Origin of the sequence: Deinococcus terrestris (assembly GCF_009377345.1) — a bacterium.
Taxonomy (GTDB): Bacteria; Deinococcota; Deinococci; order Deinococcales; family Deinococcaceae; genus Deinococcus; species Deinococcus terrestris.
In genome coordinates this window covers 1-25,444 of record NZ_WBSL01000010.1, presented here as the reverse complement: position 1 = coordinate 25,444, position 25,444 = coordinate 1, and the positions used below count along the sequence as shown (strand labels likewise).

Annotated in this window: 24 protein-coding genes, 2 tRNA genes and 1 rRNA gene; 18 read left to right on the top strand and 9 right to left on the bottom strand. The window is 70.1% G+C overall.

Annotated features, from left to right (window positions below):
• The first annotated feature begins 23 nt into the window (after window positions 1–23).
• On the top strand, window positions 24–935 hold the full coding sequence (locus F8S09_RS14360) for a hypothetical protein (RefSeq protein ID WP_407643669.1): 912 nt from the start codon (window positions 24–26) through the stop codon (window positions 933–935).
• 78 nt (window positions 936–1,013) lie between these two features.
• Here F8S09_RS14360 and F8S09_RS14355 read toward each other — a convergent pair whose 3' ends face one another.
• Window positions 1,014–2,972: a S9 family peptidase gene (locus F8S09_RS14355; protein ID WP_152872165.1), complete on the bottom strand. Its 1,959-nt coding sequence runs from the start codon at window positions 2,970–2,972 to the stop codon at window positions 1,014–1,016.
• Window positions 2,973–3,171: 199 nt separating this feature from the next.
• Here F8S09_RS14355 and F8S09_RS14350 point away from each other — a divergent pair, with 199 nt between their 5' ends.
• From F8S09_RS14350 to F8S09_RS14340, 3 genes are all read left to right on the top strand, one after another.
• Window positions 3,172–3,387 carry a hypothetical protein gene (locus F8S09_RS14350; protein ID WP_152872164.1) on the top strand — a complete coding sequence of 72 codons (216 nt, stop codon included), beginning with the start codon at window positions 3,172–3,174 and terminating at the stop codon, window positions 3,385–3,387.
• A gap of 76 nt (window positions 3,388–3,463) precedes the next feature.
• Window positions 3,464–4,573, top strand: a complete 1,110-nt coding sequence (locus F8S09_RS14345; protein ID WP_152872163.1) for a M20 family metallopeptidase — start codon at window positions 3,464–3,466, stop codon at window positions 4,571–4,573.
• A complete protein-coding gene (locus F8S09_RS14340) occupies window positions 4,573–4,878 on the top strand; it encodes a hypothetical protein (protein WP_152872162.1) in 306 nt (101 codons plus the stop codon). The genes F8S09_RS14345 and F8S09_RS14340 overlap by 1 nt, the downstream gene beginning before the upstream one ends.
• 3 nt (window positions 4,879–4,881) lie before the next feature.
• On the opposite strand, the gene F8S09_RS14335 is transcribed toward F8S09_RS14340, so the two are convergent.
• Window positions 4,882–6,687: a RecQ family ATP-dependent DNA helicase gene (locus F8S09_RS14335; RefSeq protein ID WP_227978713.1), complete on the bottom strand. Its 1,806-nt coding sequence runs from the start codon at window positions 6,685–6,687 to the stop codon at window positions 4,882–4,884.
• A gap of 278 nt (window positions 6,688–6,965) precedes the next feature.
• Here F8S09_RS14335 and F8S09_RS18195 point away from each other — a divergent pair, with 278 nt between their 5' ends.
• The 13 genes from F8S09_RS18195 (at window position 6,966) to F8S09_RS14275 (ending at window position 17,521) form a co-directional block, all read left to right on the top strand.
• Window positions 6,966–7,091 carry a hypothetical protein gene (locus F8S09_RS18195; protein WP_265469098.1) on the top strand — a complete coding sequence of 42 codons (126 nt, stop codon included), beginning with the start codon at window positions 6,966–6,968 and terminating at the stop codon, window positions 7,089–7,091.
• A gap of 15 nt (window positions 7,092–7,106) precedes the next feature.
• Window positions 7,107–7,976 (top strand): RIO1 family regulatory kinase/ATPase domain-containing protein, encoded by an 870-nt coding sequence (locus F8S09_RS14330; RefSeq protein ID WP_152872161.1) that lies wholly within the window; start codon window positions 7,107–7,109, stop codon window positions 7,974–7,976.
• 72 nt (window positions 7,977–8,048) lie between these two features.
• Window positions 8,049–8,441: a VOC family protein gene (locus tag F8S09_RS14325; protein ID WP_152872160.1), complete on the top strand. Its 393-nt coding sequence runs from the start codon at window positions 8,049–8,051 to the stop codon at window positions 8,439–8,441.
• A gap of 93 nt (window positions 8,442–8,534) precedes the next feature.
• A complete protein-coding gene (locus tag F8S09_RS14320; RefSeq protein WP_322618850.1) occupies window positions 8,535–9,374 on the top strand; it encodes an HpcH/HpaI aldolase/citrate lyase family protein in 840 nt (279 codons plus the stop codon).
• A 31-nt stretch (window positions 9,375–9,405) separates the two neighbouring features.
• Complete coding sequence (locus F8S09_RS14315; RefSeq protein WP_152872159.1) at window positions 9,406–10,530, top strand: carbohydrate kinase; 1,125 nt, start codon at window positions 9,406–9,408, stop codon at window positions 10,528–10,530.
• Between the two features lie 32 nt (window positions 10,531–10,562).
• Window positions 10,563–11,510 carry a pseudouridine-5'-phosphate glycosidase gene (locus tag F8S09_RS14310; protein ID WP_152872158.1) on the top strand — a complete coding sequence of 316 codons (948 nt, stop codon included), beginning with the start codon at window positions 10,563–10,565 and terminating at the stop codon, window positions 11,508–11,510.
• Window positions 11,507–11,920, top strand: coding sequence for an NUDIX domain-containing protein (locus F8S09_RS14305; RefSeq protein ID WP_322618849.1), 414 nt, complete (start codon window positions 11,507–11,509; stop codon window positions 11,918–11,920). The genes F8S09_RS14310 and F8S09_RS14305 overlap by 4 nt, the downstream gene beginning before the upstream one ends.
• 66 nt (window positions 11,921–11,986) lie before the next feature.
• Window positions 11,987–13,408 (top strand): dihydrolipoyl dehydrogenase, encoded by a 1,422-nt coding sequence (lpdA, locus tag F8S09_RS14300; protein WP_152872157.1) that lies wholly within the window; start codon window positions 11,987–11,989, stop codon window positions 13,406–13,408.
• Window positions 13,409–13,551: 143 nt separating this feature from the next.
• Window positions 13,552–13,626, top strand: a tRNA-Glu gene (locus F8S09_RS14295).
• A gap of 121 nt (window positions 13,627–13,747) precedes the next feature.
• On the top strand, window positions 13,748–14,806 hold the full coding sequence (locus tag F8S09_RS14290; RefSeq protein WP_152872156.1) for a glucose-1-phosphate thymidylyltransferase: 1,059 nt from the start codon (window positions 13,748–13,750) through the stop codon (window positions 14,804–14,806).
• A gap of 58 nt (window positions 14,807–14,864) precedes the next feature.
• Complete coding sequence (locus F8S09_RS14285; protein WP_152872155.1) at window positions 14,865–15,473, top strand: YceD family protein; 609 nt, start codon at window positions 14,865–14,867, stop codon at window positions 15,471–15,473.
• Window positions 15,470–15,991, top strand: a complete 522-nt coding sequence (gene moaC / locus F8S09_RS14280) for a cyclic pyranopterin monophosphate synthase MoaC (RefSeq protein WP_322618848.1) — start codon at window positions 15,470–15,472, stop codon at window positions 15,989–15,991. Before F8S09_RS14285 ends, moaC begins: the two co-directional genes overlap by 4 nt.
• Window positions 15,992–16,000: 9 nt before the next feature.
• Window positions 16,001–17,521, top strand: coding sequence for a bactofilin family protein (locus tag F8S09_RS14275; RefSeq protein ID WP_152872154.1), 1,521 nt, complete (start codon window positions 16,001–16,003; stop codon window positions 17,519–17,521).
• A 72-nt stretch (window positions 17,522–17,593) separates the two neighbouring features.
• On the opposite strand, the gene F8S09_RS14270 is transcribed toward F8S09_RS14275, so the two are convergent.
• Window positions 17,594–17,983: a helix-turn-helix domain-containing protein gene (locus F8S09_RS14270; protein ID WP_104991524.1), complete on the bottom strand. Its 390-nt coding sequence runs from the start codon at window positions 17,981–17,983 to the stop codon at window positions 17,594–17,596.
• Window positions 17,984–18,233: 250 nt separating this feature from the next.
• On the opposite strand from F8S09_RS14270, the gene F8S09_RS14265 reads away from it, so the two are divergent.
• A complete protein-coding gene (locus tag F8S09_RS14265; RefSeq protein ID WP_152872153.1) occupies window positions 18,234–18,485 on the top strand; it encodes a hypothetical protein in 252 nt (83 codons plus the stop codon).
• A 59-nt stretch (window positions 18,486–18,544) separates the two neighbouring features.
• Here F8S09_RS14265 and F8S09_RS14260 read toward each other — a convergent pair whose 3' ends face one another.
• The 6 genes from F8S09_RS14260 to rrf form a co-directional block, all read right to left on the bottom strand.
• Entirely contained in the window at window positions 18,545–19,789 is a 1,245-nt protein-coding gene (locus F8S09_RS14260) for a bifunctional folylpolyglutamate synthase/dihydrofolate synthase (RefSeq protein WP_152872152.1), read from the bottom strand.
• Window positions 19,790–19,818: 29 nt separating this feature from the next.
• Entirely contained in the window at window positions 19,819–20,772 is a 954-nt protein-coding gene (locus tag F8S09_RS14255) for a manganese-dependent inorganic pyrophosphatase (protein ID WP_152872151.1), read from the bottom strand.
• A 68-nt stretch (window positions 20,773–20,840) separates the two neighbouring features.
• Window positions 20,841–23,627 (bottom strand): S-layer homology domain-containing protein, encoded by a 2,787-nt coding sequence (locus F8S09_RS14250; RefSeq protein WP_152872150.1) that lies wholly within the window; start codon window positions 23,625–23,627, stop codon window positions 20,841–20,843.
• 286 nt (window positions 23,628–23,913) lie between these two features.
• A complete protein-coding gene (gene tgt / locus F8S09_RS14245) occupies window positions 23,914–25,089 on the bottom strand; it encodes a tRNA guanosine(34) transglycosylase Tgt (RefSeq protein WP_456318708.1) in 1,176 nt (391 codons plus the stop codon).
• Between the two features lie 107 nt (window positions 25,090–25,196).
• A tRNA-Gly gene (locus F8S09_RS14240) sits at window positions 25,197–25,272 on the bottom strand.
• Between the two features lie 73 nt (window positions 25,273–25,345).
• A 5S ribosomal RNA gene (gene rrf, locus F8S09_RS18405) occupies window positions 25,346–25,444 on the bottom strand; the annotation flags it as partial.

Here is a 25,444-nt window from a genome sequence, read left to right as displayed (position 1 = left end):
GTGACCCCAGGGAAAGGATCCCCATGACCGACGACACCAGACCGCACCTCACGGACGACGCGGCGACGACCGAGGGCACGGCCCAGCAGCCCATGTCCGAGCAGATTACCGATGAGCAAACCCCCCAGGAAGTGCAGGACATCCTCCCCGAACTCGCGGGCGAGCCCGACGAGGACCCCGTGCTCGATGCCCAGGAAGACGAGCAGGAAGGCGTGATGGCCGCCAGCCTGGGCGGAGCCGATGATGCCGAGACCGACGGGGACGAGGACGCCGACGAGTACATCGACGCCGACGACCTGATCGAGATGCTGGCCGAGATGAAGGAAATGCTCGAAGCGCAGAGCAAGGAAATTCGTGGCCTGCGCCGCGAGATGCGGGAACTGCGCGAGAGCCAGGGTGCCCAGAGCGGCGGCGACCGTGGGGGCTTCCGTCCCCGCGAGGACCGTGGCGGCTTCCAGGGTGGCGGCGACCGTGGTGGTCAAGGTGGCGGCTTCCGCCCCCGTGAAGACCGTGGCGGCTACCAGGGCGGCGGCGACCGTGGGGGCTTCCGTCCCCGCGAGGACCGTGGCGGCTACCAGGGGGGCGGCGACCGTGGCGGGCAGGGCGGCTTCCGCCCCCGTGAAGACCGTGGCGGCTACCAGGGCGGCGGTGACCGTGGGGGCTTCCGTCCCCGCGAGGACCGTGGCGGTTTCCAGGGTGGCGGCGACCGTGGCGGGCAGGGCGGCTTCCGCCCCCGTGAAGACCGTGGCGGCTACCAGGGCGGCGGTGACCGTGGGGGCTTCCGTCCCCGCGAGGACCGTGGCGGTTTCCAGGGTGGCGGCGACCGTGGCGGGCAGGGCGGCGGCTTCCGCCCCCGCGACGAGGGCGACCAGACCTTCCGCCCGCGTCCCCGCGCCGACCGGGGCTGGGGCAACAAGCGCCGCGACGACGAGTAAGCCACGCTGAGGGCGAACGCCTGAACGCAGGAAGGGCCGGGAATCTCTCCCGGCCCTCCTCCTTTGGGATGAGCAGGCTTACGCCAGCCAGCGGTCGAGCCAGCCCAGATACTCCTCCAGCCGTGTCAGGCGGCGGTCCGGGCGGCCCGAGCGCGAGAGTTCGTGGTCCTCGCCGGGAAAGCGCACGAAGCGGGTGGGGACCCCGTGCAGGTGCAGGGCGGCGTACCACTGCTCGGCCTGTTCGACCGGGCAGCGGTGGTCGAGGACCGAGTGGACGATCAGGGTGGGCGTCCTGACCGCCTCGACGTACTTCAGCGGGCTCATGTCCCACAGCCGCAGCGCATCTGCCGAACGGTGGAAGTTCAGCCCGAGTTCGTCGTCCCAGAAGCGCAGGCCGATGTCGGAGGTCCCGCCAAAGGACAGCAGGTTGCAGATCGAGCGGTCGGTGACGGCGGCCGCGAACCGGTCGGTGTGCCCGGTGATCCAGTTCGTCATGTAGCCGCCGTAGCTGCCGCCCATCACGGCACTGCGCTCGCCGTCCAGCCGGGGGTGCGCCTCCAGGCAGCGGTCGAAGAAGGCCAGCAGGTCGGCCATGTCCACGGTGCCCCAGCGCCCGTGAATCGCCGACGCCCACGCCTGCCCGTAGCCCACGCTCCCGCGCGGATTGCTGTAGCACACGGCGTAGCCCCGCGCCGCCATCAGTTGGAACTCGTGCGTGAAGGCGTGCCCGTAGGCCGTATGCGGTCCCCCGTGAATGGTCAGGATGGCGGGCACCCGTTCCCCACCGTCCGGGAGCAGCACCCAGCCCTCGCCCTCCTGCCCGTCCTCGGTGGTGAAGGTTACCCGCTCGGGGGTGCGGGGCTTAAAGGGAAGCGCCGCGTTCAGGTCGGTGACGGGCTGCCCGTTCAGCTCGACCTCCGGGAAGCGGTCGGCCCGCTCGCGGATCAGGGCCACGCCGCCCCCGCGTGCGGTGAAGGCGGGGATGACCGCCTCCGGGTCGTGGTCCTGCGCGGTGACGCTGCCATCCAGCCCCACCCGGAACAGGCCGCAGGAGCCGCCCACCGTGCTGCTGACGAGCAGGGTGTCTGCGTCCAGCCAGGTCGGCAGCGCGGGAAAGGCCCCCACGTGCATGTCCCCGCCCACGATGTTGCCGACTGGGAAGTCCCAGCCCTCATCCAGCCGCCGCCACTCGCCACCCGGCCCCACGAGAAAGAGGTGGGCGTCCTCCGGGCTGCCCTTGCCCTCGGGGCGGCCCACGATCACGAAGCGTTCGCCGTCGGGGTGCGGCACGACCGCCTGAACCGCGGAATTCCAGTGGGTCACTTGCTCGCGCTCGCCGCTGTGGGCGAGGCGGTAGACCTCCTGGCGCCACTGGGCCGCGTCCATCTCGCTCTCCGAGGAGATCAGCAAGGCGCCGGAGCTGTCGGGGAGCCAGGCGTAGCCGGTGACCTCGACCTCGGGCGCGTGCCACTCCTCCAGCCGCTCGGCCGCCACGTCGTAGCGCCACAGCCGGGCGGGGCGCTCGGGCAGCCAGTCGCGGCCGTTGAAGCGGTAGCGCGGACGGGTGATCACGCGGGCCTCGCCGCGCTCATCGCGCCCATCCTCGTCGTCGGCGGTGGTCAGGAAGGAAAGGAAGCGGCCGTCCGGACTCCACTGCACGTCCTGCACGGGGTTGCGGAAGCGGGTGACCCGCCGCGCCTCCCCGCCCTCCAGCGGCAGCACGAAAAGCTGGCCCTTCTCGCCGCCCCCCTCGCGCACGAAGGCGAGTGCCGTCCCGTCCGGCGACCAACGCGGCGAGGTGTCGCGGCCCTCGCCCCGCGTGAGGGGCCGGGCTTCCTCGCCGCCGCCCGCGAGCCACACCGCCGAGCGGTAGCGCGGCTTGGGGAAGTCGGGGTCGGTCTTCCGGGGGTCTTCTTCCTCCACCCGCGTGAGGACGTAGGTGACCCGTGTCCCGTCCGGGCTGACCTGGGGATCGGAGGGGAACTGGAGGGCGAGCAGGCTCTCGGGGCCGGGCGGCACGGGACCGGGTTGTGACATGCCGCAGTCAAGCACAGGGGCGCGGCGTCCGGCCAGTCGGGGGGAGCGGTCTCATGAGGCCAGGCTCAAGGCCGCCTCGGTCGCCCCTGGCGGGAGCCCTCAGGTGGCCCGATTACGCTGGGGATACCGGATCTCCCGGAAGATCGCTGTCCCGCTTTTCGGCGGACGCTTTACCGTCTTTATCCCTCAGGAGGCCCCCATGCAGGAACTGTCGTGTACCTGGGTCCCGGGCACCCTCAATGTCGTGCGGGTGCGTCTGCGCCCCGGTCGGTCGGCCCAGACGGTCACCACCACCATCGAACTCACGAGCACCCGGCTGGCCCGCATCTTCGGCCCGCAGGCGCTCAACGACCTGTACCTCAAGGGCCGCGTCACCGTGCAGGCCGATCCCCAGCAGGTCGCGCTGCTGACCTGACCGCGCCCGCTCACCCCGCGCCCCCCCTGACCCCAGGCGGGGGCGCCGCGTTTGGTTCCCGCTATACCATGACCGCATGGTGTCCCTGCCCCCTGCCCCGGACCTGACTGCCCTGCTGGACGATCTGCGGGTGCTCACCGAGATCGAGTCGCCCTCCACGGATCCCGCTGCCATCGCCCGCGTGATGGATGTGGCCGAAGCCTGGGCGCTGGACCTGGGGGCCACGGTCGAGCACCTCTCCGGCGGCACCCGGCGCTTTGCCTTCGGGGTGACGGGGGCGGCGCGGCCCCTGCTGATCCTCGCGCACGCCGATACAGTCTGGCCGCACGGCACCCTGGCGACGATGCCCTGGCGGGTGGAGGGCGACCGCGCCTATGGCCCCGGCACCTACGACATGAAGGCGGGCCTGGTGGGCGCCTTCCACGCGCTGCGGGCGCTGAGGGATGGCTGGCCGCGCGGTGGCGTGGTCCTGCTGCTGACCCCCGACGAGGAGATCGGCAGCCCAGGCAGCCGGGAGCCTATCGAGGCGGCGGCCAGGGAAAGCCGCGCCGTGCTGGTGATCGAGCCCCCCGTGGCCGACACCCACGCGCTGAAGGTGGGGCGCAAGGGCGTGGGCGACTTTCACCTGCACTTTCAGGGGGTCGCCTCGCACGCGGGCAACAAGCCGGAGGAGGGGGCAAGCGCGATCACCGAAGCCGCCCGCGCGGTCCTCGCGGTGCAGGCGCTGGCCCGCCCAGAGGTGGGCACCACCGTGAGCGTGGGCCGGATCGCGGGAGGCGGGGCCGTGAACGTGATTCCGGCGGCCTGCACGCTGGACATCGACGTGCGGGTGGCGACGCTGGCCGAAGCCGAACGGGTGACGGCGGGCATCGAGGCACTGGAACCGCAGGACCCCCGCGTGGCCCTGACGGTGACGGGGGGCCTCAACCGTCCGCCCTTCGAGCGCGGTCCCGGCACCGAGCGCCTCTTCGAGCAGGCGCAGGCGGTGGCCCGCGAACTCGGCTTCGAGGTCACGGGCGAGGTCGTGGGGGGCGGCAGCGACGGCAACTTCACCGCGCCGCTGTGCCCCACCCTCGACGGGCTGGGCGCCCCCGGCGACGGGGCGCACGCCGCCCACGAACACGTCCGGCTCGACCGCTGGCCTGACCACGTCCGGCTGCTCACCCGGCTGATGCAGGGGCTGTGATGTTCGGTTGGCTGAAGCGCGGTTCCGCCGGGGCAGGGCATCCCCTGGTGCGGCAGGACGACCCCGGCACCTTCCGGGTGCGGGTGCGCACGCGCGGGCACGGCGAGGTGGTCGAGTTCCGCTTTACCAAGGCCGCCCACATCGGCGCGGACGACGGGGGCGGCTACCTCTTCCGCAAACCGGTCATCAGCCCGCAGCACTTCGACCGGGGGGAATTCGTCGTGCGTTTCGACAGCCGCTACCGGGTCACGGGGACCGAAGCGGAGGGAGTGGACTTCATCCCGGTGGCCGAGTGGGAGGACTGACCGCTAGGCCGGAACCGCCTGCAAGAGGTCGTGAGCGAGCACAAAGCCCAGCGAGAGCGTCTGGTAGCCCTGCTGGTCGAACAGCACAGTCACCTTCTCGCCCTCGTAGCGCATGACAAGGCCCTCCCCGAAGGTGGGGTGCGCGACGCGGGTGCCCAGGGCGAAGGGCAGGGTTTCGGGGTCGGGGGCAGAAGCCGCCAGGCCCGCCTCGCAGCGGTCGCAGCTTCCGCAAGGAGCCGGGTACCCTTCCCCGAAGTAGTTCAGCAGGAACTCCCGGCGGCAGCCTTCCGTCTCGGCGTAGGCCCGCATCATCTCCAGCCGCGAACGCTCGTAGGCGCGGCGGTGTTCCTGCGCGAGCGCGGCCTGGGCCGCTGCCTCGGGGGACACGCTGCCCTGCACGGCCGTGACCTCCCCGCCGGGCAGCACCTCCAGCGCCCCGACCTCCTCCAGGCGGCTCACCGCACTGAGCAGGCGGCTGGGCGAGAGGCCCGTTTCCTCGCGCAGCTCGCCGGGGTCGACCGGGCCGTCCGCGTCCTGGGCGGCCCGCAGCACCTGTTCCACCTGATCGGCGTCGATCAGGGCACTCCCGGCAAAAAAGCGGCGCAGGTTCAGGTCGCCCGGCGTGTAGAACAGGGTCGCCTGCGCCGCCCCGCCGTCGCGCCCGGCCCGCCCGATCTCCTGGTAGTAGGCGTCGACCGACCCGGAGATGTCGAGGTGGTGCACGAAGCGCACGTTCGGCTTGTCGATGCCCATGCCGAAGGCGGTGGTCGCCACGATCACCTCCAGCTCGTCGGTCATGAAGTCCCCCTGCACGCTCTCGCGGGCAGCGGTGCCCATGCCCGCGTGGTAGGCCGCGGCCCGGACCCCCCGCGCCCCGAGGTCGGCGGCGAGGGCCTCGGCCGCCTTGCGGGTGGCGGCGTACACGATGCCGGGTCCCTGGGTGCCCACCACCTCGTCCACGAGCGCCGCGCGTTTGGTGCCCGCGTCGGCAAAGGGCCGCACCGCGAGCCGGATGTTGGGGCGGTCAAAGCCGCGCACCAGCACCCGCGCCTCCCGCATCGCCAAGCGCTCCACGATCTCCGAGCGCACCGGGGGCGAGGCGGTCGCGGTCAGCGCGAGCACCGTGGGATGCCCCAGCGCCTCGACCACCGACCCCAGCCGCAGGTACTCGGGCCGGAAGGCGTGGCCCCACTCCGAGACGCAGTGCGCCTCGTCCACCACGAAGAGGGACGGCTCAGCCGAGCGCAACCGCTCCAGCGTCTCCTCGCTGGCAAGCTGCTCGGGTGCCAGGAAGATGAATTCGAGGTCGCCCTCCTCCAGCGCCTCCCACGCGGCTTCCCGGTCGGCGGGACGCACCGCCGAGTTGATCAGGGCGGCCTGACCGGGGGCAGCCTCCTCCAGCGCTTCGACCTGATCGCGTTGCAGGGCAATCAGGGGGGAAACGACCACCGTGGGACCGGGCAGCGAGAGCGCGGCGATCTGGTAGATGGCCGACTTGCCGCTGCCCGTGGGCATGATCGCCAGGGTGTCGTGGCCCCGGAGGACGCTCTGGATCGCCTCCTGCTGGGCGGGGTGCAGGTGGTCGTAGCCGAAGACCTCGCGGGCGAGCCGCTCGGCCCGCTGCATGTCTTTGGACGGGCGGCCCCGGCGCCGGGGTTCGGGGGGCGGCGCGGCGACTTCCAGCTCCGCCACCGGGCGGGCGTCGCGGGGGGGTGGGGCGGGGGGCTCCGGCTCGGGAAGGACGGCGACTTCGGCGGGGAGAGGCTCGGGGGCAGGGTCGGGCACGCGGACCCGGATGCGTTGTGGCATGAAGGCAATGGTCCTTTCGAGCAGGCAGGAGGGGCCACCGAACCGAGGACCGGGGGCCGCACCCGTCTGCCGGGGGCAACTGGAGCCCCAGTCTCGTCAGCGGGCGGGCGGGGCCGATGTTGACGACCGCAAGGCCGGTTTAGGGAAATCGTGCGGGGGGCTACGGCGGGGCCGGGCAGTTCTCCCCCTACGCCTGATGGCCTAGCGCCCGCTCCAACTGTGGCAGGGGTGGGATTCACCTGCTACGGTGGTTCCATCACCGAGAGGAGGTGCTGCATATGACCGACAACCTGACTGTCCGCCGGACCGCGACCCAGGGGACCTTCCCCGCCGCCCCCGCCCGATTCAACAGGAGCCGCTTTGCCGCATCTTCCCCCTGGACCATGCTTATCCACACCCCCTAATCCCCCGGAGCGCCCATGAAGGGCCGCTTCTACGGCGACGACGCCCCCGGCGAGGAGAAGTTCCGCCGCCAGCGCCGCGCCCCCCAGGGCCGCCGCCGCGTCGCCGCCCTGACCGCCGAGGGCGAGGACACGTCTGAAGACGACGTGATCGCCCGCCTGAAGGCGCTGGGCCACGTCACCGAAGTGCTCGCCGAACTCAAGAGCGGCAAGGAAGCCACCGCCTACGTCGCCCGTGGGCCGCGTGGCACGCTGCTGCTCAAGCTCTACCGCGACCTTCAGGCCCGCTCCTTCCAGCGCGACGAGGTCTACCGCGCCGGGGTGTACATCCCCGACGCGCGGGCGGCCAAGGCGATGGCGGGCCGCAGCCGCAAGGGGCTGGAGATGCTGCACCAGGGCTGGGTCTGCGCCGAGTACACGCACCTGTGGCATCTCTGGGAGGCGGGGCTGAACGTGCCCGAACCGCTCGTCGGTCCCTCGCCGTTCGACTACAGCGCGACCGCCCCCGCCGTCCTGATGCGCCTGATCGGGCACGAGGACCAGCCCGCCCCGCGCCTGAGCGAAGCCTCGCTCACGCCTGAGGAAGCCCGCCGCGCCTGGGATCAGGCCCTGTCCGGCATGGCAGACATGCTGCGGCTGGGCTACGCCCACGGCGACTACAGCACCTACAACCTCCTGTGGTGGGAGAACACCGTGACGATCATCGACTTTCCGCAACTGACCACCCGCCAGAACCCCCATTTCCGCGACCTGCTCGCCCGCGACGCCCAGAGCCTCGCCACCTCCTTCCGGCGCCACGGCGTGCAGGCAAGCGGCGACGCCACCCTGCGCGAGGTGCAGCGCCGCGCCCTGGGGCCGGGGCCGACGCCGCGGGTGCTGCTGCCGTAGGAGCAATCAGCCCTCAGCCAGAGACGCTGTTGCTGAAAGCTGATCGCTGACCGCGTGTCCTAAGCTCTCCCCATGCGTGCCCTGGAAACCTGCCTCTACGTGGACGACCTCGACCGGGCCGAGACCTTCTATTCGGAGGTGCTCGGCCTGTCCCTGTTCGGCAAAGTCGCGGGTCGGCACCTCTTCTACCGGCTCGACGGCTCCATGCTGCTGATCTTCCATCCGGAGGCCAGCGCCCAGCCCGGCGACGTGCCGCCGCACGCGGGCAAGCCGGGCGGACACGCCTGCCTCGCCATTCCGGGGGAGGAGACAGACGGGTGGCAGGCGCGGCTGGAGGGCCACGGCCTGCGCGTCACCCGTTACGCCTGGGGCAACCGGGGCGAGAGCCTGTATTTTCACGACCCCGCCGGAAACGTGCTGGAACTGGCCCCGGCGAGCATCTGGGGCCTTACGCTGGAGACATGATCCGTCTGCCCCGCCCCCTGCGCTTCGTGCTGGCCCTGCTGCCCTTCCTGCTCGCGTCGAGCGCGGCGCGGTCCCGCCGCAAGGAGGAGCGGCGTGAGCGTTAGGCCGTGGCGCTCGGTGCTGTACGTGCCGGGTGACAAGCCCCGCGCCGTGGAAAAGGCCCGCACGCTGGGCGCGGACGCGGTGATTCTCGACCTGGAGGACGCCGTCGCACCCGAGCACAAGGACGCCGCCCGTGAGAACGTGGCCGCCGCGCTGCGGACGCCGTGGCCCTGTCCCGTGCTGGTGCGGGTCAACGGCCTGGGCACCCCCTGGGAACACGCCGACCGCGAGCTGGCCTTGCGGGCCGGAGCCGACGGGCTGGTGCTGCCCAAGGTGGAGGACGCCGCCACCGTGCGCGACCTGCACCTGCGCGTGCCCCTCTGGGCCATGATCGAGACGCCGACCGGCGTGCTGCACGCCGCCGGGATCGCCGCCGCCCCCGGCGTGGCGGGCCTGATCGTGGGGGCGAATGACCTCGCGCGGGCGCTGCGGACCCGGCCCGACCCCGCCCGGACGCCGCTGCTGCACGCCCTCTCGGCGGTGGTCCTCGCCGCCCGCGCTCACGGCAAGGTGCCGCTGGACGCCGTCTACAACGACGTGCGCGACCCCGAAGGCTTCGAGCGAGAATGCGGACAGGGCCGCACGCTGGGCTTTTCCGGCAAGACGGTCATTCATCCGGGTCAGATCGAGATTGCCAACCGGGCCTTAGGGGTGTCGGAGGTGGAAGCGGAGGCGGCACGGGGCCTGATCGCGGCGTGGACCCAGGCAAGGCAAGAAGGGCGCAGCGTGGCGACCTACCGGGGCGCCCTAGTCGAGCAGATGCACGTAGACGAGGCCCAGGAGACACTCGCCCTCTGGGAGGCGGCGAGGACTGACCGACCTCTTGCTTAAGCGAATATAAGCGGCTTATCTTGATTAAGTCATGCCCCCGTCCCTGACCGACCGTGAACGCGACCTGCTGACCCTGATCCGCGAGGCCCCGCTGAGCACGCCGGAGGAACTCGCCCGGCGGCTGGGCACCTCGCGGGGGGCGGTGAACGTGCATGTCAGCAACCTGATCCGCAAGGGGGCGCTGCTGGGGCGCGGGTACGTGGTGGCCCCCGACGCTGCCCCCTACGTGGTCGTGTTCGGCGGAGCGAACATGGACATCAAGGCCCGGACGCTCGCGCCCGCCGTACCTGGCACCAGCAATCCCGGTACGGGGACCCAGGCCCCCGGCGGCGTGGCCCGCAATATCGCCGAGAACCTTGCGCGGCTGGGGGTGGACACGCGCCTGATTGCGGCGGTGGGCCGTGACCCCCACGGCGACCTGCTGCTGCGCGAGACGGAAGCGGCGGGGGTGGACGTGCGCTCGGTCCTGCGTCTGGACGGGCCGACAGGCACCTACACGGCCGTGCTGGACGACCGGGGCGAACTGCTGATCGCCGTCGCCGCGATGGGAAGCATGGACGCGCTGACCCCCGCCGCCGTGCAGGAACGCCGGGGGGTGCTGCGCGGGGCCGCCTGGGTCGTCGCGGACGGCAACCTGAGTCCCGACACGCTCACGCACCTGCTCTCCCTCTGCACCGAGGCGGGCGTCCCAGTCGTCTTCGAGCCGGTCAGCGAACCCAAGGCCGCGCGGCTGCTCCCGGCGCTGGCCTCGGGCCTCCCCCCCCACACCGTCACCCCGAATGTCGGGGAACTCGGGGCGCTGGTGGGCCGGGCGGTCCCGGACACGCTGGAGACCCTCCGGGACGCGGCGAGCGAACTGCACGGCCAGGGCATCGACACCGTGTGGGTGCGCCGGGGCGAACGCGGAAGCCTGCTCTCCGGCCCGGAGGGCGTGGCCGAACTCCCCGCCCTGCCTGCCGACGTGGCCGACGTGACAGGCGCAGGGGACGCGATGCTCGCCGCGTATCTCGCCGCGCTGCTGGGCGGGGCCGACCCGGAGGAGGCCGCCCGGCACGGCCACGCCGCCGCTGCCCTCACGGTCGAAAGCCCGCACACCGTCTCCCCCACCCTCACCCCCGCCGCCGTGCGCTCGCGCCTCGGGCGCCCGCAACCCTGAATCCCCCGCCCCTCGTTCCCCAAGGAGTCCCCATGCCTACCTATGCCCCCCTCCGCCCCGAAGTTGCCGCCCTGACCGACCTCCACCCCGAGGTCGCCGACGCGCTCGCGGGCGGCCAGCCCGTCGTCGCCCTGGAAAGCACCATCATCAGCCACGGGATGCCCTACCCCCAGAACGTCGAGATGGCGCGGGGCGTGGAGGCCGTCGTGCGCGAGCACGGGGCCATTCCCGCCACGGTCGCCGTGCTGGGTGGGCGCCTCAAGGTGGGCCTGACGCCCGACGAGCTGGAGCTGCTGGCGACCGACAGGAACGTGCAGAAGATCAGCACCCGCGACCTCCCCGTCACGGTGGCGCTCGGGCGGCACGGGGCGACCACGGTGGCGTCCACCATGCGGATCGCTTCGCTGGTGGGCATCCGGGTCTTCGCCACCGGAGGCACGGGCGGCGTGCACCGGGGGGCGGGCGAGACGATGGACATCAGCGCCGACCTGACCGAACTCGCCCGTACCGACGTGTGCGTGGTGAGCGCCGGGGTCAAGAGCATCCTCGACATCGGCCTCACGCTGGAGGTCCTCGAAACCCAGGGCGTGCCCGCCATCACGCTGGGCAGTGAGGAGTTCCCGGCCTTCTACTCGCGCCGCAGCGGCTTCGCCTCCCCGCTGACGGTCGCCTCGGAGGCCGAAGCTGCCCGCGTCCTGCACGCCAAGTGGTCGCTGGGGCTGAGGGGCGGCGTGCTGCTCGCCAACCCGATTCCCGAAGAGGCTGAGATCCCCGCTGAGGAAATCACCCCCCACATCGAGCGGGCGCTCGCGGACATGGCCGCCCTGGGGCTGACGGGCAAGGAGACGACGCCGTACCTGCTGGGCCGCATCGTGGAGATCACGGAGGGCCGCAGCCTCGCGGCCAACATCGCGCTCGTGCGGCACAACGCGGCGGTGGCGGCGCGGGTGGCGTCGGCCTACGCGGCGTTGCGGGCGTGAGCGACCCTCGGCATGTCGTCCTGTGCGGGGTGCTCGTGCGGGAAGGCCGCGTGCTGCTGTGCCACCGCCGCGCCGACCGGGCGTGGTACCCAGACGTGTGGGACCTTCCCGGTGGGCACACGGAGGCGGGCGAATCCCCGCAGGCGACCCTGTCCCGTGAGCTGCGCGAGGAACTGGGCACCGAGGTTCGCCAGGCTTCCCTCTTGCGCCGGGAGGTGACGCCAGAGGCCGACCTCTCCTTCTGGCTGGTGGAAAGCTGGACGGGCACACCGGCGAATCTGGCACCCGAAGAACACGATGAGGTCGCGTGGTTCACCCTGGAGGAGGCCGGGGCGCTCAGGTTGGCCGACGCCTTCTATCCCGAGCTGCTCGCACAAGCTCTCGGCGCTGACTCCTCCCGGTCCCCTTAACGCTGTCTCCCTCCCAGGAACGCGCCGCAATCCGCCCCGAAGGGGGGTGGTACGCTCGGAGACGGTATGGACGCATATGACGTGATGGTGATTGGCGGCGGCCCCGCCGGGTACGTGGCCGCGATCCGGGCCGCGCAGCTCGGCTTCCGGGTGGCCTGCGTGGACGCCTTCGAGCGTGGGGGCAAGGCTTCCCTCGGCGGCACCTGCCTCAACGTGGGCTGCATTCCCAGCAAGGCGATGCTGGATTCCAGCGAACGCTTCGAGATGATTCAGCATGACGCCGCCGAACACGGCATTCAGGTGGACGGCGCCCGCGTGGACCTCGGCAAGATGCTAGGCCGCAAGGAAGGCGTCGTGGACAAGCTCACCGGGGGCATCGCCTACCTGTTCAAGAAGAACAAGGTGACCTCCTTCCACGGCCTGGGCCGACTGGTCCGCCAGGACGAGGGCGGCTGGGTCGTCGCTGTCTCTGAAAACGGGGGGGCCGGGACCGAGGTCGTCGCCCGGCACGTCATCGTGGCGACGGGCAGCAGCCCCCGCGAGCTGCCGCTCGCACCCTTCGGCGGGCATGTGGTGGAAAACAGCGGGGCGCTCGCGTTCGAGCAGGTGCCGGGCAAGCTCGGCATCATCGGCGCGGGCGTGATCGGCGTGGAACTGGGCAGCGTGTGGCGCCGCCTGGGGGCGCAGGTGACCATTCTGGAGGCCCTGCCCGGCTTCCTGATGGCCGCTGACGAGGCCGTGAGCAAAGAAGCCCTCAAGCAGTTCCAGAAGCAGGGGCTGGAGTTCCACTTCGGCGTGAACATCAGCGCCGTGGAGCAGGACGACTCCGGCGTGACCGTCACTTACACGGAAAAGGAGCAGGAGATCACCGCCCGCTTCGACAAGCTGATCGTCTCCATCGGCCGGGTGCCCAACACGGCGGGCCTGGGTGCCGAGGCAGTCGGCCTGGAGCTGGACGAGCGCGGCTTTGTCAAGGTAGACGGGCACTACCGCACCAACCTCCCCGGCGTGTACGCCGTCGGGGACGTGATCGGCGGCGCAATGCTGGCCCACAAGGCCGAGGAGGAGGGCGTGGCCCTCGCCGAGATGCTGGCGGGGCAGGCCGGGCACGTGAACTACGACGTGATTCCCTGGGTGATCTACACCTCGCCCGAGATCGCCTGGGCGGGCCTAACCGAGAAACAGGCCAAGGAGAAGGGCCACAGCGTCAAGGCCGGGCAGTTCCCCTTCAGCGCCAACGGCCGGGCGCTGGGGCACGGCGACCCGCGCGGCTTCGTGAAGGTCGTCGCCGACGCGGACACCGACAAGATTCTGGGCGTTCACATGGTCGGCCCCAACGTCTCCGAGCTGATCGGGGAAACGGTCGCCATCATGGAGTTCGGCGGCAGCGCCGAGGACCTCGCCCGCACCGTGCACGCCCACCCCACCCTCTCGGAAGTGGTCAAGGAAGCGGCGCTGGCCGCCGACAAACGCGCCCTGCACATGTAAGGCGCGGGGGGGGGCGCGGGCCTCTTTCGCGCCCCCTGTTGACGAACGTGTTCCTGACCGGTATTCTCCTGTGCGTGCCGGAAACGGCGCCCCTTGAAAGGCAGTCAGCGGAGGCCACGCGCCAATGCAAACTGAAGTGGTGTGGCCCCATCGTCTAACGGTTAGGACACTACCCTTTCAAGGTAGCGATACGGGTTCGAATCCCGTTGGGGTCACCACGACCAGAAGCCTCCGCCCTCCGGCGGGGGTTTTTGTTTAGTCGGCTCCGGCCCCGCTGGGCGGGCATTCCTGCACCTTTCCTCAAGTCGCGCGGCTGAGGCGCGTGGAATGATGCGGGCAATGAAAGCGATCATTCCGGCCGCTGGCCTGGGCACCCGCCTGCGTCCCCTCACCTATACCCGCCCCAAGCCGGTGCTGCCGGTGGCGGGGGCGCCCATCATCGTGCACGCGCTGCGGACCCTGCTGGCCGCCGGAATCTCCGAGGTCGGCATCATCGTCTCGGACGCCACCCGCGCCGAGATCGAACAGACGCTGGAGCAGGCCCCCGGCGCCCACGTCACCCTGATCGACCAGCATGAGCAGCTCGGGCTGGGGCACGCCGTCCTGACGGCCCGCGAGTGGGTGGGCGGGGACAACTTCTGCGTGTACCTGGGTGACAACCTGTTTGAACACGGGGTGCGGCCCTTTATCGAGCGCTTCGAGGCCGAGGGGCCAGCGGCCGTGATCGCCCTGGTGGAGGTGGCCGACCCCACCGCCTTCGGGGTGGCCGAACTCGACGGCGACCGTATCACCCGGCTGGTGGAAAAGCCCAAGAATCCGCCCAGCAACATGGCGGTGGCGGGGCTGTACTGCTTTACCCCGCAGGTGTTCGGGGTGCTCGACGGCATGCCCGCCTCGGCACGGGGCGAGTACGAGATCACCGACGCCATCCAGGGCCTGATCGAGCGCGGCGAGCGGGTGCTGGGGCAGCGGGTGGAGGGCTGGTGGAAGGACACCGGGCGCCCCGCCGACCTGCTGGACGCCAACCGCTTGCTGCTGGAGCAGATCACGCCCGACGTGCAGGGCGAGGTCGAAGAGTCGCGTCTCACCGGGCGGGTCATCGTGCCCGCCTCCGCGCGGGTGATCCGCAGCAAGATCGTGGGGCCGGTGCTGCTGGGCGAGGGCGTGGTCGTGGAGGACGCCTATATCGGCCCCTTCACCAGCGTGGGCCGGGAGAGCGTGATTCGCCATGCCGAGGTCGAACACAGCGTGGTGGACGCCGAAGCCCGCATCGAGAACGTCCACACCCGGCTTCAGGACTGCCTGCTCGGCGTGCGGGCGCAGGTGCGCGGGGGGCGCACGGTTCCGAGCACCCACAAGCTCACCATCTCGGACGGCAGCATCGTCGAGCTGGCCTGATCTGCGGACCGTGCCCACAGCGCGGTCGCCGGGACGGGGGCGGCCCTATGATGGGCGGATGACCGACACGCCCCGCATTCACCTGGGAACCGCCCTGCGGCGCGACGCCGACGCGCACGCCGAGGGCACCCTCGACCACCTCACCTACGAGCAGGGCGGCGAGGAGCAGCGCCTCACCTTTGCCGAACCTGCCCCCTACGAGATCGACGTCAACCCGCTGGGCGGCGGCGAGATGTACCTCCAGGGCGAGTTCTCGCCCACGCTGGTCATGGAGTGCGCCCGCTGCCTGCGTGACGTGCCCGTGCCGCTGGAGTTGCAACTCGGCACCCTGCTGCGCTACGACCCCGCCGTCACCCTCCCCCACTTGGAGGAAGCTGAGAGCGGCGAGGACGTGCTGGTCTTCGGCGACCCCGACCTCGACCTCAGCGCCTACCTCGCGGAAACGGCGCTGCTGGCCGCCCCGCTGAGCGTGCTGCACGCCCCCGACTGCCTGGGGCTGTGCCAGGTGTGCGGCCACGACCTCAACGAGGGACCGTGCGAGCACAGCGCCCGCGTGCCGGTCGAGGAGATCGACGACCTGCTGGGCATCCCGGAAGGCACCGTGCACGCCAAGCAGAACCCCTTCGCGGGGCTGCGCGACCTGAAGCTGCCGGAAGGCGACGAGTGACCGGGGAGGCCCCCGGCCTCACCCACTTCCGGGACGGCGAACCGCGCATGGTGGACGTGAGTGCCAAGGCCGCCACCGCCCGCAGCGCCACCGCCGAGGGCTGGGTGCGCCTGCCCCCGGAAGCCCGCGCCGCACTGCAGGCGGGCCGCACTCCCAAGGGCGACCCCCTCACGGTCGCGCGGCTGGCGGGGCTGGCGGGCAGCAAACGCACCGCCGACCTCGTGCTGCTGTGTCATCCCATCCCCGTGACCGGGGCGGAGGTGACGGTCACCCTGGAACCGGAGGGCGTGCGCGTCGTGGCGACGGTCCACACCACGGCCCCGACCGGCGTGGAGATGGAAGCCCTGACCGCTGTGACGGTGGCGGCCCTGAACGTCTACGACATGCTCAAGGCGAGCAGCAAGGCGCTGACCATCGACGGCGTGCGCCTGCTGTACAAGGCTGGGGGCAAGAGCGGCGACTACGCGGCCCCCGACCACCGGCCGGACCCGGGAACCGGGGCGGTCCCACCCGCGTAACAGGGGCGTATGGGGACGGCAGAGCGGGGAGACTGGCTCGACCTGCTGCGCCGCGAGGCCGACGGTGAACTCACCGGGGCCGAGCGGGCGCAGGTCGCCGCGCTGTCGCACGACCCCGAGTTCGGGCGCTTGCGGGCGAGTCTGACCCACGCCGAGACGCTGCTGCGGATGCTGGAGCCGCCCCGGCCTGCCCACTCCCTGGCCCCCGACCTGGCCTCCGAGATCGCCTGGAGTGCCCATCTGACGGCCGGTGCCCTCCCCGCGCCGTCCCGCCGGATCGCCGCTGAGGTCGCGCGGGAGGTGGGGCTGTCGGCCCGGCTGGGCACCCTGCCCCCACCCGCGACGAGGTCGGTGGCCCCGGCCGTGGCGAGTGAGGTCGCCTGGAGCGCGGCGCTGCGTTCTGGCCCAGTCCTGCCCGGCTCGCTGGCCGCCGCTGTCACGGCCCGCATCGGTGCGGACGCGCGGGGAGCGGTGCCCACGCCTTCCGCCCCCCCACCCCGCCCGCACAACCCCGCCCCCACCCTGCTGGTGGGGGGCCTGCTGGTGGGCCTGACGCTGCTGGGAGTCACCGAGGCGTGGCCCGGCCTCGCGGCGGGGGCCGACGTGCTTCAGGGCCTGGTTGCCGGACTCTCGCCACTGGTGGGGCTGGGTATGGGGCTGCTGCTCCTGGTCAGTGCCCTGATCGTCTGGAAGCCCACGCCCGCCGTACAGCGGCTGGGCGCCGGGGGTTTCGTGCTGTCGGCGGCGCTGACCCTGCCGCCGCTTTACCAGGCCGCGCAGCACAGCGGCATCACCCTGGGGCAGACCCGGACCGTGGGGGGGCCAGTCGCGGGCAACGTGATCGTGGTGGGCGGCGACGTGCGGCTGCTGCCTGGCGCACGGGTGGAGGGCGAGGTCGTGACCCTCTTCGGGGACGTGCGGCGGGCGCCCGGCGCCGAGGTGCGCGGCCAGGTCCACGCCCTGCTGGGCCGGGCACCGGGGGACGCGACCGCGCAGCAGACCCCGCCCCCCACCGGGCTGGGACTGGCGACGGCCTCGGCTTTCCGGCCCCTGCTGGGCTGGCTGGGCGGGGCGGCGTGGGGACCGGTCTTCCTGGCGCTGACGGCGGGCGCCCTGGGCCTGCTGTTCGTGACGGGCGCCGCACCGCTGCTGGCCCGGCGGCAGCGCCACGCCCCGCTGCGGACCCTGGCGCTGGGGGTGCTGGCCCTCGCGGCCCTGATCGGCCCGGCCCTCGCGCTGGCGCTGAGCGGGCTGCTGGTGCCGAGCCTGTTCGCCCTCGCGGCGGCCTTCCTGCTGATCGCCACCGGCCTGAGCGTCAGCGCCTATGACGCCGGGCGGGTGCTGGCCTGCCGGTTCCGCCTTCCGCAGCCCGACGCAGTGGGCAGCGTGCTGGGTCTGGGGGTGCTGGCCCTGTGTCTCGCCGTTCCGCCGCTGGCCCTGGTGGTGGCCCTTGTCGGCGGGGCCTGGGGCGCCGGGACCCTGCTGCTCACGCGGGGCGGCGCGGACGCTGGGCGCAGCCTGACCGCCTGATCGGGTCCTGCATCGCCACGAAAACGGGCCGGGAGCATGCAGCTTCCCGGCCCGGCATTGTTCCACTGGGAGTTAGCCCAGGATTCGCTTGAGATGCAGGTAGATCTCGTACCAGTCGCCCTTGTCGCGGGGCCGCTTGCCACGCAACTCGATGCGCGACAGGGTCCGGATCCAGTCGGGCGTGAGCTGGGCACCCAGGGTGGGGTCGGCCACCAGGTCGGCCAAGCCCTTGGGCAGCGCCCCCTCGGTGGAGTCGCCGTAGAACTCGACGCCTTCCAGCAGGTCATGGACCGTGATGGTGTACGCCCCGGCCAGCGTCTGGAGGGTCTCCAGGCTGGGATTGGTGCGGCCCCGCTCCAGGTCGCTGAGATAGGGCACGCTGATTCCGGCGCTCTCGGCGACGTCCTTGAGCCGCAGCCCGCGTTCGCTGCGCAGTTCGCGGAGCCGTTCATGCAGTTTCATCATTCACCTCCTTGGCTGCGGCGGCGCACCCCCCGGCTCGGGCGGCGGTCGCCTGGGACGCCCCCTGCTCCGGGCAGGCGAGTTGCCTGTGGGCAGAACCGGACGTTCCCAGTCGGAGTGTAACACCGCCCCCCGGTACGGTCAATACAGAATAAAGGCACGTTCTTCTTGCCTCCGCCGAGGGGTCCTGCTAGGATCAGGGCCTCTGCCCGCCGTCCCCTTTTCCGCCCACCCGCCCCAGGAGGGCCTCATGCGTGCATTCGACATCATCGCCGCGAGTCTTCGCAGCGGTCACGCTCATCCCACCACCGTGCTGAACACCCTGATCGAGGCCGAGAATGAGGGGGGGCTGCGGGCCATCCGGCAGATTGAGCGCCACCTCAGCGTGGGTCTGCGGGCGCTGCAAGACCGCCAGCATCCCCAGAGCCCGCTGGCCCAGGCCTGGCTGAACGCCACCCGCGCCTACCTCGTGACTCAGGCCGAACGTAGACACGCGGTCTGAGCCCCCGATGACCCCCCGCCCCCAGCGCCCGCTCGGGGGCGTTTCAGTGAAAGGGCAGCCTATTGCCAGCGTTCCCGAGTCTCGGGCACCTCGCCTAGCAGCAGGGGCCGCACCTCCCCGATCAGGTAGAGGCTGCCGCACACGACGGCGGTGCCGCCCTCCGGCAGCAGGGCCAGAGCGTCCTGAGGTGAGTCGGCCAGGCGCACGGGCGTGCCCGCGAAGTGGGGAGCCAATTCCTCTGGAGGAAGCACCCGTGGACTCAGGTGGGCACGGGTCAGGATCACCTCCGAGGCGGCCTCCCGCAGCGCTGACGCTACCCCGGCCACATCCTTGCCGGACGCCGCCCCGAAGATCAGCGGCAGAGGGCCTGTACCCAGATCCCGCAGCGCCGACGCGAGGGCGTGTGCTCCTGCCGGGTTGTGCGCCCCGTCCAGCAACACCCGGCCCCCCCGCCACGGCAGTACCTCCATCCGCCCCGGCCAGACCACCCCGGCGGCCCCGACGCGGATGGCAGGCTCGCCCACCCCCAGCCGCCAGGCCGCCGCCGCCGCGAGCGCCGCGTTCCGGGCACCATGCTCGCCCAGCAGCGGCGTCCGCAGGTCGAGGGGAACGTCCGGCAACCTAATCCGCAGGTTCCAGCCGTCCCACCCCCTGGACTGGGCCTCCACCTGCACCTCACGGCCCAGCGCCCACAGGTTCGCACTCTGGGCTTCTAGCCGGGGCCAGAGGGCCGGGTCCACTCCGGTGACGGCTGGGCGCCCCGGACGCAGGATGCCCGCCTTCTCCTCCGCGATGGCCTCCACGGTTTCGCCCAGAATCTCGGTGTGGTCCAGGGCCACCGTCGTGATCACGCTGAGGTCCGGGTCCAGAATGTTCGTGGCGTCCAGACGCCCCCCCAGGCCCACCTCCATCACGGCGACCTCCACCCCAGCCTCCGCGAACAGCAGGCAACCCAGCGCCGTCACGATCTCAAAGAAAGAGGCTTCGGCGGCCTCGGCGTGGGGGCGCACCCGGCGCAAGGCGTCCCCGACCCTCTCGGCCGGACACTCCCGTCCATCCACCAAAAACCGTTCCGCGAACCGGGTGAGGTGCGGACTGGTGAAGAGGGCCGTGCGGGTGCCCGAGGCGGTCAGCATCGCGGCCAGAGAAGCCGCCGTGCTGCCTTTGCCATTGGTGCCTCCCACCAGCACACTTCGGAAATTCCGCTGGGGTTCGCCCAGCCGGGTGAGGAGCGCCTGCACTCGGCCCAGGCCAGGATGGACCCCGAAGCGTTGCCGCGCAAAGAGCCAGTCCAGATCCGTCATCCCCGCAGCATAGGGCGCGGCGGAAAGATTCAGCCCTGCGGCGTGAAGTGCGTTTCCAGCGCGGGCACGATCTGCTTCTTGCGGCTGATGCGCCCCCCCAAATCGGCACGGCCATCCCGCGTCTCGGCGCCGAAAGCTTCCCGCAACACCTTCGCCTCGGTGGCCGACAGCACCAGCGTGGTGTTGTGCTCACGCAGGATGTCGACGACCGACAGCAGCACCCCGTTTAGCCCATCCTGCGCCCGCGCCCGGTCCATCGCCTCCAGCAACTCGTCCTGACGGCCCAGCACGTAACCGGGGTTGGTGGTTTCGATCACGCCGAGGCCCCAGGTCTGCATGCTCTGGGGCTGGGCCGGGTCACCAAACGGAAAGACCTTGTAGTCCATCCGCAGCAGCGTGTCGGCAGGCGTGTCCCCCAGGTCACTCTTGGCCGCGAACATCGCCAGGGCATAGGCCTCCACGTCCGCGATGCCCGCGATCGGCGCCAGAAACTCCACCGCCTCCCGGTCCCTCGGCGTCGTCGTGGGGCTGCGGAAATGCAGCGTGTCACTGAGGATGGCGCTGAGCATCAGGTGGGCGTCGGCGGGCTCGACGGTCAATCCGGCTTCCCGGTGCAGCGCCAGCAGGATGGTGGCTGTGCACCCCACGGGCTCGAAGCGCAGGGAAGCGGGCTGGGCGGTCGTCAGGTCCCCCAGCTTGTGGTGGTCCACCACCCGCGTTACGGTCAGCTCGGTCAGATTGGCGACCGACTGCGCACTCTCGTTGTGATCCACCAGGGCCACGGCTGTCCCCGCCGGGAGGTCCGGCAGCAGTGCAGGAGCCTCCACACCCGCCTCCCGCAAGACATAGGGGGTCTCGAAGTTCAGCTCCCCGAGACGGTACGCCCGCGCCTCGGTGCCCAGCCGGGTCAGCAGCCGGGCGTAAACGAGGGCCGAGATGACGGCGTCCGTATCGGGGTTCGTGTGTCCAAATACAGGCAACATGCGGCGATTCTAGAGTCAGGGACAAAAAAAGAGGACCCCGGAGGGTCCCCTGTCCTGCGAGGGCAGGTTTAGAAGCGGAAGGTGTAGTTGACGCGGAAGCCCTGCGCGACGCTGGTGGGGTTGGTCCCGTCCGTGTTCACGCGGTCCAGATCGGTGTAGCGGAACAGGCCGTAGTTGGCCGTCAGGCTGTTGTAGCCGATCTGGGCGAACACGCCGTCCACCTTGCCACTCTGGTTGCCACGCTCGTTGTAGATGCGGTTGGCACCAGCGTTGAACGCGTCAGCGCCTGCATCCGCGTTGCCCACGGTGGCCGAGGCGACGTTAAAGCCCTGGTAGTACGAGTACCCGACCTTGGCGGTCGCGTTGGGCGCGAGGAACTGGTTGAGGCTCACGCCGACCTGACCGAGCAGTTCGGTGGTCGCAGTGTCGGACACGCCGAAGGCCGTGCCGCCATTGGTGATGCGGTTGACCACGTTCGCGTACAGGCTGGGCTGGAGGGGCAGGCCGGTCAGGGTCGCCGTGCTCAGCTTGATGCCGTACTTGATGGTGTTCTCGGTCTCATCATCAACGATTCCGTCGGCAGGATCGCTCCGGTCGTTGATCAGACGGTCCGTCTTGAGTTGGTAGCGCACCAGGGGCTGGAGGGTGATGCCCGCCACCGTGGTCGAGTAGTCCGCGTAGGCGTAGAACTCGTTGAGGGGATCGCTGTAGTAGTACGCGTCGCCGACCGTAAAGTTCAGGTTGCGCACCAGAGCGTTGTCGGCCGCGCCGTTGTGGCTGAGCTGGGCGCCGAAGGTGCTGGTCATGTCACGGGGCACATTGGCGATGCCCATGCCCGCGTTGCCGAGGTCATCCGCCTCACGCACAGCGTTGCCATTGAGCGTGGTGTTGTTGTAGAAGCCCACGAGTTCTAGCGCACCGAGCTTGGCGCCCGCCTTCACACCGAAGCCCTGGACCGTGCCAGTCTCCGTCACCGTGCGGGCACCCGTGGTGGCGTTGGTGGCCGTAGTGGTGCGGGTGTAGCGGTCGGCGTAAGCACCCAGCGCCACCGGACCGACGTTCGTGCCCAGGGCCGCGCCGAAGCCCGTCTGACCGGGAGTGTAGGGCATGCTGTCCGTGGTGGACAGGCCCGCGTTGGCGATCCGGTTGCCATCGGCGTCAAAGACAGCGTAGGTCGAGTCGATGGTGCGGTAGTTCGCCCCGAACTTGACGATGCCGAGGTCGCCGGTCAGATCCGTGTAGAACGCCTTGTCGCTGTTCTGGATGTACCCCTGAGCGTTGCCTGCCAGGATGTTGTTCGCAACGATGTTGCGACCGCTGAGCACGCCTTCACCCTTGATGGTGACAGGCCCAGCCTTCAGGTTGTAGTCGGTTCCGAAGGCGGTGCGGTTGTTGTCGACCTGCGCGAAGGACACTCCCACCGTCCCCAGACCCGCCGGGTTCACGGCCGCACGCACGCCGTAGTAGTTAGCTGTGGGAGGAGTAGCAGGCACGGGAGTCGTCGCGGAGGGCGCCGCCGGAGTGGTGCTGGCCGGGTTGCCAGTCACCGCCACGCCACGGGCGTTCCCCGCCACGACCGTGAGGCTGGGCTTGAGGGGCAGCGTGTCTGCCTGGAGGGTCACGACCACGCCACGCCGGGTGTTGGCGCTGCTCACGCCCAGCGCCGTGCTGTTGTTGAGCAGGTAATCGCTGAACTTGAAGGTGCTGTCATAGGCCGCGTAGCGAGCGCTGAACTTCTGGCCCCCAATGGTGCCGTCGGCCGTGATGTCGTTGATGCTGACGAGCGGGGCGCCACCGTTGACGTTGAAGACGTTGTTGCCGCCGGTAGCGTTGCCGATACGGAAGTTGATCGCCGCGTTGTTCACGATGATCGAGCCGTTGGTCGTCGCCAGGTTGCTCGCCCGCACTCCGAAGCTCAGCGAGCCCAGAGCGCTGAAAGCTGCCCCATTCGTGTCCTCAATGGACACGTCCGAGCCGTAGCTGATGTTGCTGAAGATGCCCGCCGCGAAGGTGGAGTTGGTCAGGCGGTCAACGTCGAAGTTATCGGTGCCGCTCACCAGCCCGAGGCTGCCGTAGCCCAGGCTGTTCAGGGCACCCACCACGCTGAAGCGCGGAGCATTTTCCAGCGTCGTCACGCGGTTGGCGACGCCCGTCACGCGCTCGTCGACAGCGGTCACGCGGCCTGCGAGGTTGTCGAAGTCGCTGCGGGTCACGAAGTCGGCTTGCGCGGTCTCCACGGCGCTGACGCGGTCCTGGAGGTCCAGGATGTCTTGGTTCAGCAGAACGGTCAGCTCGTTGAGGGCCGTGATCTGGGACGCGTTGTCGTCGATGTCGCCGCGCAGGGTGTCGTACTCGTCGGCGCGGGCCGTGAGTTCTTCGATCTGCGTCTGGATCGCGGCGATGGCAGCGGCGTCACCGTTGGCGGCAGCCAGCTCCTCAACGCGGGCCTCCAGGCGGGTGAAGTCGTCACGGTTGACCGCGTTCTCCTCGAGGTCGCTGACGCGAACACCCAGGGCCGTCAGGTCGGCGGCGAGTTCCTGAATGGCGTTCTGGAGCGCCGTCAGGGTCTCGGTGTTGTCGATAGTGACCGTGCCGGTGCGGACCTGGTCAAGCAGGCGGGCGATGATGACAGCGGCCTCGTACCGGGTCAGGTTCTGGGTGCCCCGGTAGGTGCCATCGGGGTAGCCCAGGATGATCCCCTGGCTGACGAGACGGTCGATAGCGTCCTTGGCCCAGTGACCGGCGGGCACGTCGGTCAGCGTGGACACCTGAGGTGCCGTCGCCGGAGCGGTGGTCTGCGCCGCAGCGGCCCCAAAGGACAGCGCAGCAGTCAGAACGAGCAGGCTCTTCTTCATAAAACCCCCAAAACGTCGCGCGAGAACCACATCGGGCACTGGAGTAGACGGTGGGGCGAGTTACCGAGTTTCCTCTCCCGGTGTAGGCCGCCTTCCGCGCTTCTCTGCGCAACCTGACGCTCTCAGGCCTGGGACCTCAGAAAGTCAGATCAACGGGATGATACCTGTATGAAGAAGTATGGGTCAACCCTGAGACAGTGTTAAATTCGCTTAGACACGGCAAGCTGGCCTTTTCTGATGCATCCATGAAGACCCCTGGCCTTGATAATCAGCAACCGGGAACGTCTCAAGTGGCTTCAGAGACATGATGCATGGAGCGCTGGCCTTGCTCTACAGCCCCCCTGAACCAATCCGGAATACCCTTCGGAAAATACTGCTCGGCCCAGGTGAGTGCCCACGCAGAAAACTCTCCTCGTGCGATTGCCAACCGCGCCCGTTCTACCAAGCGGTGAAGGTAGCGGAGATTATGGAGCGAAAGCATTCTCGGGGCCAGCATTTCCTCAGCGCGGACGAGGTGGGCCAGGTAGGCGCGGGTGTAATGACGGCACGCGTAGCAGTCGCAGTCCGGGTCAATCGGCTCAAGCTGCTGGCGGGGAGCACTGGAATTCATGTTCAGGCGGCCGCGGTCTGTCAGGGCGTACCCGAAACGCCCGGTACGGGTGGGATACACGCAGTCGAACATGTCGACCCCCAACGCGATGCCCGCGATCAGGTCTTCTGGATGCCCCACCCCCATCAGGTAGCGGGGCTTGTGCTCAGGCAGTCGCTCGGCTGTAAAAGCGACCGCCGGGAACATCTCCTCCTTCGATTCCCCGACTGCCAACCCACCGATGGCGAAACCCAGAGTACCGAACGGCAAGGTCTTTTCCAGACTCAGCTCGCGCAGCTCTGGATGAATTCCTCCCTGCACGATGGCGAACAGGGCCTGATCCCTACGCGTCCGGGCGGCCTCACAACGCTCCAGCCAGCGCACGGTCCGCTCCAGGCTGCGGCGGATGTACTCGGGTTCAGCCGGGAAAGGTGGGCACTCGTCAAAGGCCATGATGACATCGGCTCCCAGAGCCTCCTGCACGGCCATGCTCCGCTCTGGCGTCAGCAGGACTTTGCTGCCATCCAGGTGGCTCTTGAAGGTCACGCCTTCTTCGGTGATCTTGCGCATGTGTCCCAGGCTCATGACCTGGAAGCCGCCTGAATCCGTCAGGAAAGGACCGGGGTAAGCCGTGAAGCCCGGCAGCCCACCGTGGGCCGCTACCAATTCCGGACCGGGGCGCAGCATCAGGTGATAGGTGTTGCCCAGAATCATTTGAGAGCCGATGTCTTTGAGTTCCTGGGGGCTGATCCCTTTGACAGAGCCCTGGGTGCCGACTGGCATGAACATCGGCGTTTGGACGGTGCCATGTGGAGTCGTAAAGGAGGCTGTTCGTGCACGGCCCTCGCGGGCGTGAAGTTCAAACTCAAACACAGGTCTATCTTGCCGCATCCACCACACGACAAAAGGGGCGAGCGCCATGCGTTTAGACCACCGAGCCAAACAGAAAAACCCCCACCGTGGGGGGTGGGGGGATGGAGTGGAGCGGGAGACGAGATTCGAACTCGCGACATCTACCTTGGCAAGGTAGTGCTCTACCAGCTGAGCTACTCCCGCACGGGAACGGCACCGCGTGCGGTGCCTTCCTCACCGGTCCTGTTGGGGAGACCGGGTGCAGTATAAGAAAAAACCCCCGCGCTGACCGACTTTTCCGGGACCCTGCGGTCCGAGTATCATGGGCGCTGCCGTGTTTCACGACCCTGTTCGGCATGGAGAGGGGTGGTTCCGC